Origin of the sequence: Methanobrevibacter sp., from assembly GCF_045120835.1 — an archaeon.
GTDB lineage: Archaea > Methanobacteriota > Methanobacteria > Methanobacteriales > Methanobacteriaceae > Methanocatella.
Genome location: NZ_JBGVFE010000087.1, coordinates 33,056 through 47,202, shown reverse-complemented (window position 1 = coordinate 47,202; position 14,147 = coordinate 33,056). Strand labels below are relative to the sequence as shown.

Below are 14,147 nucleotides of genomic sequence, written 5' to 3'. Positions count from 1 at the left end.
GAGAAAATGGATTTCGCAACACTTGGAGGAAATTTACTTGGAACGGTTTCATTTGGGGATATAGTGCTGTATCTTACTCCATTGAATTTGTTCTTGTTTGCAGTTTTACTTGGTTTCACACTGTTAATTGCATTAAGTAAGCCTGAGACTCAGATTGAAGCTACTATGCATTATCTACATAATACAGAAGTAAAGGTAGGTCCTAAGGAGCTTAAACAAAGAAGATTCTTATCAATTATCTGTGGAATTGCATCTGCAGGAGCAATGATTACTGGAGACTTGTTTAACTTCACATTGTTCATGGCATTGGTTGGGATATTGAACATAGGTATCGTATCTGCCGTAAAACAGACTACCGTATTGAATTCAGCATTCAACTATGGTCTGATTGCAATGATGTGCAGTCTGCCGTTGTTTGGTGGAGCAGCCATAATTCTTGCTTCAACCGGTACCCTATCACTTGCGGTATTGTCTCAAATGTCTGCAAGTCCGATGGTCGTATTTGGTGCGGTATTAATGCTGATCGGTATTTTGGGTGAAAGCGGAGTGGCACCATTTTTCGCAAGTAAGGCAGAGATGTTCAGGACCGCAGGATCTCCGTATATTGTAATTATTCACTTAAGTTCATTGTTTATTATTGTAAGAGCTGTTGAAATATTATTATTGGTATTGTGGTAGTGGTATTATGGCAAATCAAAAGATTATTTGTATTGTATTATTGGCATTATCAACACTAGCTATTCTTTCATGTCTGGTTATAAACTTTGATGCATGGATAGTCTACACAGTAGCTATATTTGGTATTCCATTATGGGTTTTATCACTGGGTCTATTGACTATGGCCAAACCAAAACCTGAAGATGTAGAAGAAAGGGTGAAAGAACCGTTTACTGGATATTAAAGTGGTATTATGAATTTAATGGCAGAAATATTGATTCAAGTTATTATTGCATTTCTGGCAGGAAGCCTGCTTTTGGGATTGCACAGAAAGGTAATGGCACGTGTACAGAAACGTCCGGGACCGCCTATTGTCCAGCAGTTAATACACTCTTTGAAATTTTTCTTTAAGGAAACAGCTTTTCCAAAAACAGTATCAAAGGTATTTTATATAGGAATTGTATTTATTTTAGCTTTGATTTGGATTGTTGGAGTCATTGTCGGACCTGTAGCCCATGACTCATTGTTAATATTATTTGGTGTTTATGCGGTTTATAAAATTGTTGAGCATAACTCAGGTTCAAGTTCAGGTTCACCTTACGGCAAGTTAAGCTGCGTAAGGGCAGTGCTCTCAGCGGCAACTGAACTTCCTTTGTTTGCAGCTATAGTATTTGTCTATTTGGTGACAGGTACAATGAATATTGGAGAGATTATCACTTACCAATCAGTTCATGGTCCGTTAATATTTTCAATTCCTCTTGCGGCTTTAATGTTTTTCATGCTGATTATCACAAAATCTCCATACTCTCCATTTGCGATAACCAAAGACAAGGTTTTGATTTCAGGATTCGAAACAGAACACTTTGGATTCTTAAGAGGATTTATGCTGTTTTCAGAGGCCATTGCATGGTATGTGTTGCTTTGGGTATTCTTAACAATATTCTTCGGCCCATTATCTGCGGTCGGGTACCTGATAGGAATGATTGCAATTTCATTTATCACAGGATTCATTAATGCAGCAACTCCGCTATTAAGTCCTAATCATTCAGTAATGACTCAAATCACTATAGGTGCAATTTGCTTTGCAGGAACAATCTTGATGATATTCACAGGAGTGGTAGCATGAATAGTGAAGATGTAATTGTTTATTTCACAGCACTGGTTGCTATTGGAATTATTGCAGTCGGCATATTGACCACAGTATTGCATTCAACTATGATTGCTCCGATAGTAATTATAGGAGTTGTCCTGGCAATATTTGTGTTGCTTTCAAGAGGTAACTTTTCACACAAGATAGAAAGTATAGAGAAAATATGTTTCATAATAACATTTTTGGCAATAGTATGTTCATTTATATTGCTTTATAAACCGATGTAGGAGATATTATGTTAGATTATATGATTTATATAATTACATTTGCAGTGGGATCCATTTTGGGTTTGTTATATAGTTACTCCAAGCATGGGGAGCCATTTGTAGCAGTGACCAAGTTCAACATTCCATTTGCTATTGTTTCAATTATTGGATGGGTTTTAGGATTCAATTCAGGAAGCATTATCCTATCTGCAATCGGTTTTCTCATGGCAGGTTTTGTAATGGGTGAACGTCCGGGTTATGGTAGAAAAGAAACTGCAGTTGGTTTGATTGTTGGAATTATTGTATATGCTTTATTAAAAATGGGCTGTATGGTGTGATGGAAATGGAAGATGATGAGAAGTTAGAGATAATGCAAAGAAGAATAGTAAAAAGTTTTGCCGTACAGAGAGATGTTATAGTTCCGCTTTCCAAGGACTTTGACTGTACTGTTGAAGAATTGGAGGAGGTTTTCTTCAATTTGTTTGACATGTCTTCTCTTCAAGCATTGCATGCAACCCATGAGTCAGCTCAGGACATCTGCCTATACCAGAAATTCAATGCTGATTTAAGATTATGCTGGTTTAATGGTACATTGGAAGTAATATCTGATGAAGATGCTAGAGACCTTAAAATGAAATTAGTCAATGAAGTTAAAAATGGAAAAACTTATGAAGACGCCTTGAAAGAGGGTCAATTAGAATTATTTGAATTATTAAAAAAGGAAGCTGTATATTAATATTTATTAAATGAAAGAGGGAGTACAATGTTAGACGCTATTAAGGATGTTGTGAGAAAAAGCTCAATTCACGTCTGTATTGTAAATTGTGGCGGATGTAATGGATGTGACGTTGAATGCGTTGCATTATTATCTCCAAGATACGACTTAGAGCAATATGGAATTTATGTTCACAACAATCCTCGTGAAGCCGATGTTCTGTTGTTAACCGGTGCTGTAACCGAACAATGGAAAGATAACTTAAAAAGAATATATGATAAGGCTCCTGAACCAAAAATTGCTGTAGCTGTTGGAAACTGCCCAATTTCTGGGGATGTATTTAATCAGGAAGGAGGACATGTAAATGCTCCTGCATCCAATTTCATCCCGGTAGCGGCAGAAATTCCAGGATGTCCGCCAAGGCCCAATGAAATACTGGAGGCCATTTTGGCTGTCGGACCACAGGCTATTGCTGATCGTGGGAGGGAACAAAAATGATAGTACCTATTGGTCCAATTCACCCGGCTTTAAAGGAACCTATCAGATTAAAACTTCAAACTGAAGGTGAAAGGGTCGTTAAAGCAGAAATTGAATATGGATATGTTCATAGGGGAATTGAAAAGATAATCGAAGGTAAAACTTGGCAGAAAGGAATTTATCTGTCTGAGAGAGTATGTGGTATCTGTTCATATGAACACACTCAGACATTTGCAGAAACCATCGAAAAAATCTCCGATGTTGCCGTACCTCCAAGAGCTCAATTCTTAAGAGTTATTGCAAATGAATTGGATAGGATTCAAAGCCATTTTCTTGCAAATTCCACATTTTTCAAATCAATGGATCATGAAACATTATTTATGCACATGTTGGAATTAAGGGAATATGCAATGGACTCAATTGAACTTTTAACTGGTAATAGGGTTAATATGGGTTGGAATGTAGTTGGAGGAGTCAGAATGGATGCAGATGAGCGCCATTTTGAACCGATACTTGAAAACCTTAAAAAGATTGAGGAACGTTTTGATATTGTTCGTGCATTGTTTGCAGAAGGTCCCGCACTTGCCTTAAGATGCAAAGGCATCGGATACATGTCTAAAAAAGAAGCCATTAAAGGACGTGCTGTAGGTCCAATCGGAAGAGCTTCAGACATTAAAGAAGACTATAGGGTTGGCCATTATACTTATGATGATTATTTTGATTTCAAGGTAATCCGAAGAAAAGAGGGAGACAATTACGCAAGAACATTAACCAGATATGATGAAATTCCCGAATCTATCAGTCTGGTTAGGCAAGCTATTGAAAATATGCCTGATGGTGAAGTCCGTACTCCTGCTGAAATAAAATCAGGCTATGCAATGCGTAAAAATGAGGCTCCCCGTGGTGAAGTTACTTACATGATTGAAACTAACGGTAACCTAATCAAAAACATTTCAATCAGGACTCCAAGTATTCCTAATATGGATTCCTGTGCAAAATACATGATTCGTGATGTTCCTACTGTTGCAGATGCAGTTTCCACCTATGCGTCATGTGACCCTTGTGTTGCATGTGCCGAGAGGGTGGCCATTACCAATGAGGCAGGAAAGACAATTACCAAAAGATTTGATGAGGTGATATAAAATGTCATCTCTCATGTGGTATATCTTTGATTTTGCCAGAAAGGCATGGACGGATGCATTTGCCAATGCAAAATCTGAACCTGAAATTGCCGAAAAACCTGAAAGGTTTAGGGATTTCCCAAAAGTTAATAAGGAATACTGTATTGGATGTGGAGCATGCACTACTTCCTGCCCTTCGCCTAATGCTATAAAGCTGGTTCGTGATGAGGATTCTGAAGAGGGTGCGGGTTTGACATATCCTGTAATTAAACTGGGTGCATGTATTCGTTGTGGTTTTTGTGCTGAAGTATGTCCTACTGACCCAAAAACATTGGAATGTGGTCATAATCACTTGATTTTACCTGAATTCAGCATTATCCCATCAAAAAGGCAGTATCTAGTAGATGATTATTTATGCATTAAATGTAAAAAATGTCTGAAGCAGTGTCCTGTTGAGGCAATCAGCGAAATTGATGGAAAAGTTGTTGTAGACCAGCTCAAATGTATTTCCTGCGGGGAATGTCTTGAGGTCTGCCCGGTAAATGGGGCAATGAAAGCAGTATTTGTTGATAATTTGCAGGACCAAAAAGATTTAATACTTTTATGTGTTGAATATCTTGAGGATTTCATCAATTCTAAAGAAGATGACTTAAGGTCTTTGGAGAAGAATGGTCTATTGCAATATGATGTGCCATTGGCTGGCATATGGGACAGGGCATTAAAAATTATTCCCGATGAGGAAATAGCCTTGGAGATAATAACCAATGCGGTCAATAGACTTAAGGTCAGGGTAATTGATTGGGATAAATCAAAATGTAAGAAATGTCAATTATGTATTCCGGACTGTCCTACTGGATGCATTTCATTTGACGAAAAAGAGGATACGATTGTAAGGGATAAGGATAGATGTTTAAGATGCAGTATTTGTTACCAGACCTGTCCGTTTTCAGTAATCAAATACTTCATTTCCAAATTCTCGCTGGAGGATGGCGAAAATATTCACGTTACAGTAAAGGCATCTAATCTAAATGAGGATATTTTTATGGAGTGAGTGTCATGATTGATAGTTTTACCAAAACACCAAGGCCATTAAGACACGTGGATGTCGATTACGTCATTGACCAGACCAGATGTGCAAAATGCAGCGACAAGCCATGTCTTGAGTCATGTCCTATTGAAGCGGTTTATTTGGATGAATCTGATGGTCTTATAAAATTAAAAAGCACCTGTTTTGGATGTGTTTTATGCCGTAATGCCTGTCCATATGATGCAATATCTCTTGATGTTAAGATGGACCCTCCTTTGAAGGAAAATGTTCCAAACATCAACACAAAACTCTGTAAGGCATGTGGGGCTTGTGTTCAGGCATGTAAAAATGGTTCTATTCATATTGTAGCTGATGGAAGTAATGAACCTCACAGTGAAATCGACAAGGATACCTGTGTCAGATGTGGATATTGCTTTAGGGTGTGCCCTACCGATGCAATCAAATACGGAGAACTGCTTCCCAAAACCGTTAAGGGAGGTAAGGCAATTGTCATTAACCAGCCTAAATGTATAGGATGTATGACATGTACAAGAGTATGTCCGTCAATGGGTGCCATCAATGTAGGCAGAACCAATAAACTGCCGTATATCAATCCGGGATATTGTGCAAGATGTGAAGAGTGTATGCATTCATGTCCTTCAGGGGCAATCAGATATTCTTCACGTAAAAAGGCATTCAAGATGTACAGTGAGATAAAATCCTATGATATTGTATCCGGCATCATCGACTATGACGTAAAAAGATTGTCTCTTGATTTGATCAGTTTAAATAAGGTTCTGCAAAAGGTAGGAAATGCAATAGCGTTGGAATTCGATGACCAGAACTTTGAGCACTTCATTGAATGTAAAGTAAATGACATGATGGAGAAAGAATTGAAAATCAGTCTGAATACGAATATCGAAATAGATAAGTTCACAAAGCTGGTTGGATCATATCTGATGGACCGTAACATTGAGGTTTATGATAAAAAATGTATTGCCTGTGCTGAGTGTTACAACGTTTGTCCTGTTGGAGCAATTGAATTAGATGGTCCAAATCCAATTAAGATTAATGATAACTGCATATACTGTGGAAAATGTGTTGAATCATGTCAATTTGATGCAATTGGTGCATATGACGATTATTTCTACAGTAAAGATCAGGATTTGTACTATGCAAGGTCTTATTTATACAAGCAGAGAATTGGAGACTTTTCATTATCTGAAGACAAATGTCAGGCATGCGCAATCTGTGTCAAAAACTGTCCGACTGATGCATTAACATTAACTGACGATGATAAAATAGATTTCGATAGTGAAAAATGTATTTACTGCAGAAACTGTGAAGCGATTTGTCCTTTGGATGCAATCAGAATAATAAATTTCAGGTGAATCATGTTTGAAAAATCATTTATTACAGATTGTGAAGGTCCATTGACCTTAAATGACAATGCCTATGAATTATCTGCCAATTTCATAGATAAGGGAGGGGAATTATTTAAGATTCTTAGCCTTTATGATGATTATTTGGTCGATATTGTAAAAAAAGATGGATATAAGGCAGGCAACACATTAAAGTTGATATTGCCTTTTTTTGTTGCTGAAAACCTCACAAATGATGATTTGATTGATTTTTCAAAAAACAATATCTATGCAGTCAATGATTCGAAATTCCTTTTAGAATACTTGAAGGAAGCTATGAATACTTACATAGTCAGTACCAGTTATGGTCAATATATTGAGGCAGTATGTGATTATATGGATGTTGCATTTGAAAATGCATTTTATACCAATGTTGATGTAGATTGCCTTGAACTCAATAGTGAAGAAATTCAAAAAATCAGTGAATTCAAGGAGTTGATTTTAAATAATCCTCAGGACTATGAGTTGTTTGATGATATTTTCTTCAATCAGATTTCAAAAATGGGCATTTATGAAAATATCAAGGGTATTGACGTTGTAGGAGGACAAGGCAAAAAGTTAGCTATTGACGAGATTATTGAAAGGGACAATATCGATGTCAATGGAATATTATATATCGGAGACAGCATAACTGATGTTGAACCTTTGGCATTTGCTTTTGAAAACAACGGTGTCAGCATATCATTCAATGGTAATGAATATCCTCTCAAAGTAGCGCAAATAGCTATCGTTTCACCAAGTGCCGTAACAACTGCAGTTATAGCAAATATCTATGCAAAATATGATAAAAATAAGGTTCTAAAATTTATTAAAGATTATAATGTTTCAAATGATTTAGAAAAACTATTCGAGGATTACAGTATTGATGAAAATATACGGGATAAATTTTTCAAAGTATTTACAAGTGAATATCCCTTAATTCAAATAATTTCTGATGAAAACTATGAGGATATCCTAAAGGTCAGTAAAGAAATGAGAAATAATATCCGTGGTCAGGAAATAGGTGGATTAGGTTAGGTGTAAAAATGAATTATGATAAGGTGGAAGATACATTCTTCGAAGCTTTCCAGGGAAAATATGTTAGGGCTTTAATTACTGGTCCAAATGAGGCAATCGTTAAAAGGGCCGCATATGATTCAACTTCAACTCCAAGTGCCGTAATCGGAAGGGTTGAAGGGGGAGTCGAAGGCTTTTTAGACGAATCACAAACTCCTGATGGCAGGTTTGGAGCTATTGTGCAATACTGGTTAGGTGGCGATGATGTGGAAAAATTCGCATTTGAGCTGTCATACAGATTAAGACAGGACGTATTGGTTAAACCGTTCACACGTATTTTTGACTACTCGGATAAGGACAGCGATGAATATATTGAAATGATGGATATTGTCGGTCATTGCGGTGATGGCTACGAATGGATCGTAGAGGAATATGGAAGAAAAATGATTAACGTGCCGATTGCAGTTCCTGATTTTCAGATAGAAGAAAAATTCAAAATAAATGATGGAACAATGGGTGGAAACTTCTGGTATTTATGTGAAACTCAAGAAGCAGTTTTAGATGCGGGAGAAGCTATAATTGAAGCAATCATGGATGTAGAGGGTGCAACTGCACCATTCGATATCTGTTCAGCCGCTTCAAAACCCGAAACAAATTTTCCGGAAATTGGCCCAACAACAAATCACGTTTACTGCCCTTCACTAAAGGAACGTTTGGGTAATGAATCCAAAGTTCCTGAAGGCGTTAATTATATTCCTGAAGTTGTGATAAATGCAATTGATGAAAAATCAATGAATGAAGCAGTAAAGGCAGGAATTGATGCTGCCCTCGAATTTGAGGGAGTAATTGGAATATCTGCAGGCAATTTCGATGGAAAACTTGGAGATAAAAATATAAATTTATTGGATATCTTAAAGTAAGGTTTTAAAATGGAAATATTTGACAATGACTTAAATGCAGAAGTAATAGGATTTGGAGCACTGAATGTTGACAAGCTCTATTCTGTTGAAAATATAGTCTCAAAAGATGGGGAAAGCTTTATTAAAAGTGAAACTGACACTCCTGGAGGTTCTGCAGCCAACACTGTAATTGGTTTGTCTCGATTGGGATGTTCAACTTCAATTATAGGCAAGATTGCTGAAGATGACGAAGGGGATTTAATTGAATATAACCTTGCAATCAATGGAGTTTACACCAATAATCTAATTTATTCCGAAACTGGAGTTACCGGTAAATGCCTGGGCTTTGTTGATGATGAAGGCGAGAGGTGTCTCTACATTGATCCTGGGGTAAATGATGAAATCAAAATTGGTGAAATAAATCCCTTGAACATCATGAGATGTAAAATAATGCATTATACCTCATTTGTTGGTGATTCGTTCCACACACAGATTGAATTGTTGGATAAACTCCATGATGAATGTTTTTTAAGCTTTGATCCTGGAATGTTATATGTTAAGAAGGGATTTGATGAATTGAAACCTATACTTGAGAGAACTGACATATTGCTCATAAATGAATCAGAATTAAGATTATTATGTAATAATAATAATGATCCTTTAAAGCAATTGGCTATTGGATTTCTGGATTTGGGAATTGAAACTGTTGTTGTTAAAAGAGGCTCAAAAGGAGTATTTGCAATAAACAACACAACCGAATGTGAAGTTGGGGTCTATGAGTGCGATGTTGTAGATACCACTGGAGCAGGTGACAGTTTTAATAGCGGATTTTTATATTCATATCTGAAAGGATATGATTTGGAGAAATCCTGCAAAATCGGAAATTGGGTAGCCAGCAAGGCTATTGAAGGATTTGGAATGGAGAAATTCCCAACTCATAAGGATTTGGAGGAATTTTTTTAAGTAATTAAACTTATATAAATTAATAAATAAATTATTTAGTTGGTATTAAAATGAATGTATCTTTTATAAAACAGATGAAGGATTTAGAACGTGAGGTTCTTTTAAAATCTGTTGAATTAGATGATGATGGTGAAGATTTCCAATTTGAACTAGAGGATTTTAGTGCAGATGAAGAAATATTTGCTGTTTCACCCAGATGTGTAAGGTGCAATACCTGTGTTGGTGAATGTCCAGTTAATGCAATTGAACCAGCTAATATTTTTAGAATGGCTAAAATAACTGATAAATGCGTTAAATGTGAAATTTGTGTTCAAACATGCCCAGTTTCAGCAATTAAATTAATTAATAATTCTATTAGTTATGATCATGAAGATGAGCGTGAAGTTATTGAATATAATTTGGCCAATATCAGTTGTTCTCATAGGGTTGTTCGCATGAACAGTATTTCAATTGATTATACCGTTGACGATAATAATTGGGATGATTGTGCAAGCTTATGTCCGACAAACGCATTTACCTTGGAATTTAGAGAATTCTTTGAAAAGAGAAATATGGATTTGGGAATTGAATTAATTGATGATGAATTATATCCATACATTAATGAAAATATGTGTATTGGATGCGGCGCTTGCCGTGAAATTTCACTCAATGACTTTGCAATTGAACTGGACAGGTATATTGGACCTATTGTCCATTCCAGATTCATCGATGTTAATCATGAATCCTGTGTAAACTGTTATTTGTGTGAAGAGAATTGTCCGACAGGGGCAATAGAATTAGTGGATGGTGAAGTTGTTCTTGACAATGATAAATGCATAAGATGTATAGAATGCACACGTCATTGTCCTGTAGGAGCATTAAAAAGAGTAGAAATTGAATAAATGTGGGGTCTGTTTATGAAAGCAAAAGAATTAATGGATAAGGATTTTGTATATTTAAATGCTAGCGATAGCGTTATTGATGCTTCCAAAGCAATGGAAGATGTTAGACGTTTTACATGTCCTGTTGTAAACGATAAAAAACAATTGATTGGTTGGATTACAGCATTTGACATAACAAAAGGTTTAAGAGAAGGCAATGAGAAAATTTCAGAGATTATGAGTGGGGCTGATGAAGTTTCAACAGTTCACGAAGATGATCCTGCAAGAAAAGCGGTAATTTTAACTGCAAACAATAAATTTGTAACCGTTCCTGTTGTAAATGATGATAATCAGGTAATAGGAATGGTTCGTGCTTGCGATATCGTGGAATTGCTGTCTGATTTATATGATATTAAGGTTGAAAGCTTATACAAAGCAATGCAAAATCAGCTTAAAGGTGTTAGCTGGGAAGAGCTAATGTCTGCATCCGCTTTGGTATCTAAAAAGACAACTGGTAAAAAGATTTCTGCAGAAGAATATGAAGCTAATATTATGAATTCAACATTTGGTGAAGCTATCTGGGCAACTGGAGGACTTGAAAAGTTCTTTGCAGGTTTAATTTCAGTTGGTGAAATGGTTGTTGCCCGCAGAGTGGGCAGAGCTAAAAAATAAAATTAAGTGATAATTATGAGTGAATATAATGAATATCAAGGAAAAACAATTCTTGTAACTGGTGGGGCAGGTTGCGTTGGAAGTAATCTAACACGTAAATTTGCAGATTTGGGTGCTGAAAAAGTGATTATCCTGGATAATCTTTCATCAGCATACGAATGGAATATTTCTCCTAGAGACAATATAGAATTTATTCAGGGAGATATTCTAGATGATGCTGTCTTAAAGAGAGTATTTAAGCAAAGGCCAGATTATGTCTATCATTTGGCAGCACACTTCGCAAATCAAAACAGTGTTGACAATCCAGAAAAGGATTTGATGGTTAACGGTATAGGTATCCTAAAAGTACTTCAGTATGCACAGCTCACCGAGGTTGACAGATTTGTTTATTCTTCATCTGGTTGTGGAGTTTACGGTCTAGACTCCAAAATGCCTTTTGAAGAGCATGATATTTCAATTTCACTTCACACTCCATATCAAGTAACAAAACTCTTAGGAGAGCTCTACACAAATTACTTCCACAATCTATATGACATGAACATTGTCAATGCAAGATTTTTTAATGTATTTGGTCCGGGGGAAGTTCCGGGAAAATACAGAAATGTAATTCCAAATTTCATGTTCTGGTCCAAAAACGGACAGGCATTGCCTATAACAGGAGACGGCTCAGAAACAAGAGACTGGACTTTTGTTGATGATATCTGTAATGGTTTGATTGCAATGGGTATTGAAGAAGAGGCAATAGGCGAAGCCATTAACTTGGGTTCAGGAAAAGACCATAAGGTAATCGACATGGCAAATAAAGTAAATGCGCTAACCGGAAATGAAGCAGGTATCAATTATGTTGCCCGTCGTGACTGGGATGCAAAAACCAAGTTATTGTCTTCAATTGAAAAGGCAAAGGATATCTTGGGATACTCTCCAAAGGTATCATTTGATGACGGACTTAAGAAAACTCATGACTGGTTCTGTGAAAACTGGGAAGATATTCAAAAATCAGCCGAGTTTTAGATCAATTTTGGAAAATTAATTTTTTCCATTCTTTTTTTTTATTTAGGGGAATTTATTGACATGAAAACAAAATTTGCTATTTTTCTTTTATTTTTATTGTTTTTAAGCATTTCAGTGGTTTCGGCACATGATGACAATGCTACTGATAGTATTCAGGTATATGATGAAGTATTGGGAGCTGAAATAACTGATGATGCAGACATAACAGGCACTCACTCTAATGACATATTAAAAAATGAAAGTGGTGAAATTGTAAAAACGACTCCGACAATAAATATTAATTCGGATAAGGTAGATTGCAAAGATACTATAGAGATTTGTCTAATTAACTCCACTGGAGATAATTTGACATTTAAAACTTTGGATGTTACTTTAAATAAGGAACACTATTCAATCACAACCAATTCTTATGGGATTGGAAAATTAAAAATCAATTTGGCTGCCAATACCTATAAACTGACAATTTCCTTTGATGGGGATGAATATTACAATTCCGTTTCCAAGACATTTGATATTAAGGTATCAAAACTTAAAACAAAAATTACTGAGGCGGCAAATTTTGTTGTCAGGGGAAATAATTTATATTTTTATCTTGTGGACAGCAATGGAAATGCGGTTTCAGGAAAAAAGGTTGCCATTAAATTCAAAGGGAAAAAATATGTTAAAAAAACAGATTCAAACGGAAGGGTTGGCTTAAAAATCAAGAATCCTAATTCCAGGTATTCAATTCAACTCAAATATGGTGGAGACAACCAGTACATGCCATCTTCCAAAAAACTCAAGTTTCATGTTACAAATTCAAAATCAATTAAAATCGGAAATTCCAAGCTTCTTACAAATGGATATTTGAGAGTTTATCTAAAAGTTGCCGGTCGGGCGGTATCTAAAAAGGTTACATTGTTCATCGGCAATAAAAAATTGTCTAAAAAGACAAATTCTGAAGGAATTGTAGTTTTTAAACCCGAAGTAAATGCGGGTCACTATACTGTAAAAGCCCAAGTCGGAAAATATTATTCGGCTAAAAACATTAAATGCTATGAGGGCGACATAAAGGATCCTCTAAATGAAAACATCACATATAATGGCAAACCGGACATTGATGTTATGCCTGGAAATTATGTTATGGGGGATGAAAATGCAAAATATGTCCTTAAAAAATCACAGTATAAGGAAGTTTTAAAAAGGGACAGCTATTGTCTGTTTTTGAATAATAAATTAACCAAATACACTTTCTTCAAGACAAAAAATCATCCTAATCTAAACCATATAGTTAAACGTGAAAAGTGGAACGTTATCGAAAGGGCAATAAATGCAAAAATCGTAAAGAAGAATAAGAATGGATATTGGCCTGGAACAATTGCTGTTTCACTTAAGGGAAAATCTTACACTTATCCTGAAGTTAGGGATGTGCAGAATACAGGTTATACCTGCGGTCCGGCATCGGCAAGTGTTTGCAGTCAGGTTTTAAAGAATTTTGTCTGTGAAAAGCATATTTCAAAACTAGCAGGTTCAAAAAGGGGTGAAGGAACTTCATGCCCTGCTATGATAAATGCTTTAGCGAAAAACAACTTTGTCTGCACCTATTTCTATAAGTCAACATTCAACAAGGCATTGGTGGAACTTAAAAAAGGTGGAGCTGCGTTAATATTTCATGCAAATAATCATTATGTAAGCATTATAGATATCAGCGGCAACGGTAAAATGGTTTTGGTAAGCAATTCCTATGGAACATATGACAACATTCCAACCAAATGGGTCAAGGTAAGCTTCATGAAAAAGAAATTCTCAAAACAGTGGGATGAGAGTTTAATCGTTAGATTAAATTATAAATTATCCGATTTCACTAAAAATAGCATTAATGCTTATTATAACAGTTTTGGATCCAATTGGCATAAACATAATACTCATCAAAGTATTGCAAATCCATAGGATTAATAGATTTCTCGCATTTTTAATTAATTTTAAATACTTT

The 14,147-nt window shown here is 35.8% G+C and carries 17 protein-coding genes; all 17 read left to right on the top strand.

From position 1 onward, the window contains the following. The first annotated feature begins 6 nt into the window (after window positions 1-6). The 17 genes from ACJMLO_RS07825 to ACJMLO_RS07745 are packed head-to-tail and all read left to right on the top strand — an operon-like array spanning window position 7 to window position 14,104. Window positions 7-678 (top strand): hypothetical protein, encoded by a 672-nt coding sequence (locus tag ACJMLO_RS07825; RefSeq protein WP_405295570.1) that lies wholly within the window; start codon window positions 7-9, stop codon window positions 676-678. Window positions 679-685: 7 nt separating this feature from the next. Then, a complete protein-coding gene (locus ACJMLO_RS07820) occupies window positions 686-901 on the top strand; it encodes a DUF788 domain-containing protein (RefSeq protein WP_405295569.1) in 216 nt (71 codons plus the stop codon). A gap of 9 nt (window positions 902-910) precedes the next feature. After that, complete coding sequence (locus tag ACJMLO_RS07815) at window positions 911-1,783, top strand: respiratory chain complex I subunit 1 family protein (RefSeq protein ID WP_405295567.1); 873 nt, start codon at window positions 911-913, stop codon at window positions 1,781-1,783. After that, window positions 1,780-2,034: a hypothetical protein gene (locus ACJMLO_RS07810; protein ID WP_405295565.1), complete on the top strand. Its 255-nt coding sequence runs from the start codon at window positions 1,780-1,782 to the stop codon at window positions 2,032-2,034. Before ACJMLO_RS07815 ends, ACJMLO_RS07810 begins: the two co-directional genes overlap by 4 nt. Before the next feature lie 8 nt (window positions 2,035-2,042). Continuing rightward, window positions 2,043-2,351 (top strand): energy-converting hydrogenase subunit EhaL family protein, encoded by a 309-nt coding sequence (locus tag ACJMLO_RS07805; protein ID WP_405295562.1) that lies wholly within the window; start codon window positions 2,043-2,045, stop codon window positions 2,349-2,351. A gap of 5 nt (window positions 2,352-2,356) precedes the next feature. Beyond that, a complete protein-coding gene (locus tag ACJMLO_RS07800; protein WP_405295560.1) occupies window positions 2,357-2,749 on the top strand; it encodes a DUF1959 family protein in 393 nt (130 codons plus the stop codon). Between the two features lie 27 nt (window positions 2,750-2,776). After that, complete coding sequence (locus ACJMLO_RS07795) at window positions 2,777-3,226, top strand: NADH-quinone oxidoreductase subunit B family protein (protein ID WP_292792156.1); 450 nt, start codon at window positions 2,777-2,779, stop codon at window positions 3,224-3,226. Beyond that, complete coding sequence (locus ACJMLO_RS07790) at window positions 3,223-4,347, top strand: nickel-dependent hydrogenase large subunit (protein ID WP_405295558.1); 1,125 nt, start codon at window positions 3,223-3,225, stop codon at window positions 4,345-4,347. The genes ACJMLO_RS07795 and ACJMLO_RS07790 overlap by 4 nt, the downstream gene beginning before the upstream one ends. Before the next feature lies 1 nt (window position 4,348). Continuing rightward, window positions 4,349-5,377, top strand: coding sequence for a 4Fe-4S binding protein (locus tag ACJMLO_RS07785; protein ID WP_405295556.1), 1,029 nt, complete (start codon window positions 4,349-4,351; stop codon window positions 5,375-5,377). Beyond that, complete coding sequence (locus ACJMLO_RS07780; RefSeq protein WP_405295554.1) at window positions 5,374-6,744, top strand: 4Fe-4S binding protein; 1,371 nt, start codon at window positions 5,374-5,376, stop codon at window positions 6,742-6,744. Before ACJMLO_RS07785 ends, ACJMLO_RS07780 begins: the two co-directional genes overlap by 4 nt. A gap of 3 nt (window positions 6,745-6,747) precedes the next feature. Then, a complete protein-coding gene (locus ACJMLO_RS07775) occupies window positions 6,748-7,791 on the top strand; it encodes a hypothetical protein (RefSeq protein ID WP_405295552.1) in 1,044 nt (347 codons plus the stop codon). 8 nt (window positions 7,792-7,799) lie between these two features. Beyond that, window positions 7,800-8,690, top strand: coding sequence for a formylmethanofuran--tetrahydromethanopterin N-formyltransferase (locus tag ACJMLO_RS07770; protein ID WP_405295550.1), 891 nt, complete (start codon window positions 7,800-7,802; stop codon window positions 8,688-8,690). A 9-nt stretch (window positions 8,691-8,699) separates the two neighbouring features. Further along, complete coding sequence (locus tag ACJMLO_RS07765) at window positions 8,700-9,632, top strand: carbohydrate kinase family protein (RefSeq protein ID WP_405295547.1); 933 nt, start codon at window positions 8,700-8,702, stop codon at window positions 9,630-9,632. Between the two features lie 50 nt (window positions 9,633-9,682). Next, on the top strand, window positions 9,683-10,513 hold the full coding sequence (locus tag ACJMLO_RS07760) for a 4Fe-4S binding protein (RefSeq protein ID WP_405295545.1): 831 nt from the start codon (window positions 9,683-9,685) through the stop codon (window positions 10,511-10,513). A 15-nt stretch (window positions 10,514-10,528) separates the two neighbouring features. Then, window positions 10,529-11,164 (top strand): HPP family protein, encoded by a 636-nt coding sequence (locus ACJMLO_RS07755; RefSeq protein WP_405295543.1) that lies wholly within the window; start codon window positions 10,529-10,531, stop codon window positions 11,162-11,164. A 15-nt stretch (window positions 11,165-11,179) separates the two neighbouring features. Continuing rightward, on the top strand, window positions 11,180-12,175 hold the full coding sequence (locus tag ACJMLO_RS07750) for an NAD-dependent epimerase/dehydratase family protein (RefSeq protein ID WP_405295541.1): 996 nt from the start codon (window positions 11,180-11,182) through the stop codon (window positions 12,173-12,175). Between the two features lie 60 nt (window positions 12,176-12,235). Continuing rightward, window positions 12,236-14,104: a hypothetical protein gene (locus tag ACJMLO_RS07745; protein WP_405295539.1), complete on the top strand. Its 1,869-nt coding sequence runs from the start codon at window positions 12,236-12,238 to the stop codon at window positions 14,102-14,104. Window positions 14,105-14,147: the final 43 nt, after the last annotated feature.

What these genes read in the sequence shown, in the direction of transcription:
- ACJMLO_RS07825 (WP_405295570.1), top strand. Translation starts at nt 7, where the DNA reads ATGGATTTCGCAACACTTGGAGGAAATTTACTTGGAACGGTTTCATTT.
- ACJMLO_RS07820 (WP_405295569.1), top strand. Translation starts at nt 686, where the DNA reads ATGGCAAATCAAAAGATTATTTGTATTGTATTATTGGCATTATCAACA.
- ACJMLO_RS07815 (WP_405295567.1), top strand. Translation starts at nt 911, where the DNA reads ATGAATTTAATGGCAGAAATATTGATTCAAGTTATTATTGCATTTCTG.
- ACJMLO_RS07810 (WP_405295565.1), top strand. Translation starts at nt 1,780, where the DNA reads ATGAATAGTGAAGATGTAATTGTTTATTTCACAGCACTGGTTGCTATT.
- ACJMLO_RS07805 (WP_405295562.1), top strand. Translation starts at nt 2,043, where the DNA reads ATGTTAGATTATATGATTTATATAATTACATTTGCAGTGGGATCCATT.
- ACJMLO_RS07800 (WP_405295560.1), top strand. Translation starts at nt 2,357, where the DNA reads ATGGAAGATGATGAGAAGTTAGAGATAATGCAAAGAAGAATAGTAAAA.
- ACJMLO_RS07795 (WP_292792156.1), top strand. Translation starts at nt 2,777, where the DNA reads ATGTTAGACGCTATTAAGGATGTTGTGAGAAAAAGCTCAATTCACGTC.
- ACJMLO_RS07790 (WP_405295558.1), top strand. Translation starts at nt 3,223, where the DNA reads ATGATAGTACCTATTGGTCCAATTCACCCGGCTTTAAAGGAACCTATC.
- ACJMLO_RS07785 (WP_405295556.1), top strand. Translation starts at nt 4,349, where the DNA reads ATGTCATCTCTCATGTGGTATATCTTTGATTTTGCCAGAAAGGCATGG.
- ACJMLO_RS07775 (WP_405295552.1), top strand. Translation starts at nt 6,748, where the DNA reads ATGTTTGAAAAATCATTTATTACAGATTGTGAAGGTCCATTGACCTTA.
- ACJMLO_RS07770 (WP_405295550.1), top strand. Translation starts at nt 7,800, where the DNA reads ATGAATTATGATAAGGTGGAAGATACATTCTTCGAAGCTTTCCAGGGA.
- ACJMLO_RS07765 (WP_405295547.1), top strand. Translation starts at nt 8,700, where the DNA reads ATGGAAATATTTGACAATGACTTAAATGCAGAAGTAATAGGATTTGGA.
- ACJMLO_RS07760 (WP_405295545.1), top strand. Translation starts at nt 9,683, where the DNA reads ATGAATGTATCTTTTATAAAACAGATGAAGGATTTAGAACGTGAGGTT.
- ACJMLO_RS07755 (WP_405295543.1), top strand. Translation starts at nt 10,529, where the DNA reads ATGAAAGCAAAAGAATTAATGGATAAGGATTTTGTATATTTAAATGCT.
- ACJMLO_RS07750 (WP_405295541.1), top strand. Translation starts at nt 11,180, where the DNA reads ATGAGTGAATATAATGAATATCAAGGAAAAACAATTCTTGTAACTGGT.
- ACJMLO_RS07745 (WP_405295539.1), top strand. Translation starts at nt 12,236, where the DNA reads ATGAAAACAAAATTTGCTATTTTTCTTTTATTTTTATTGTTTTTAAGC.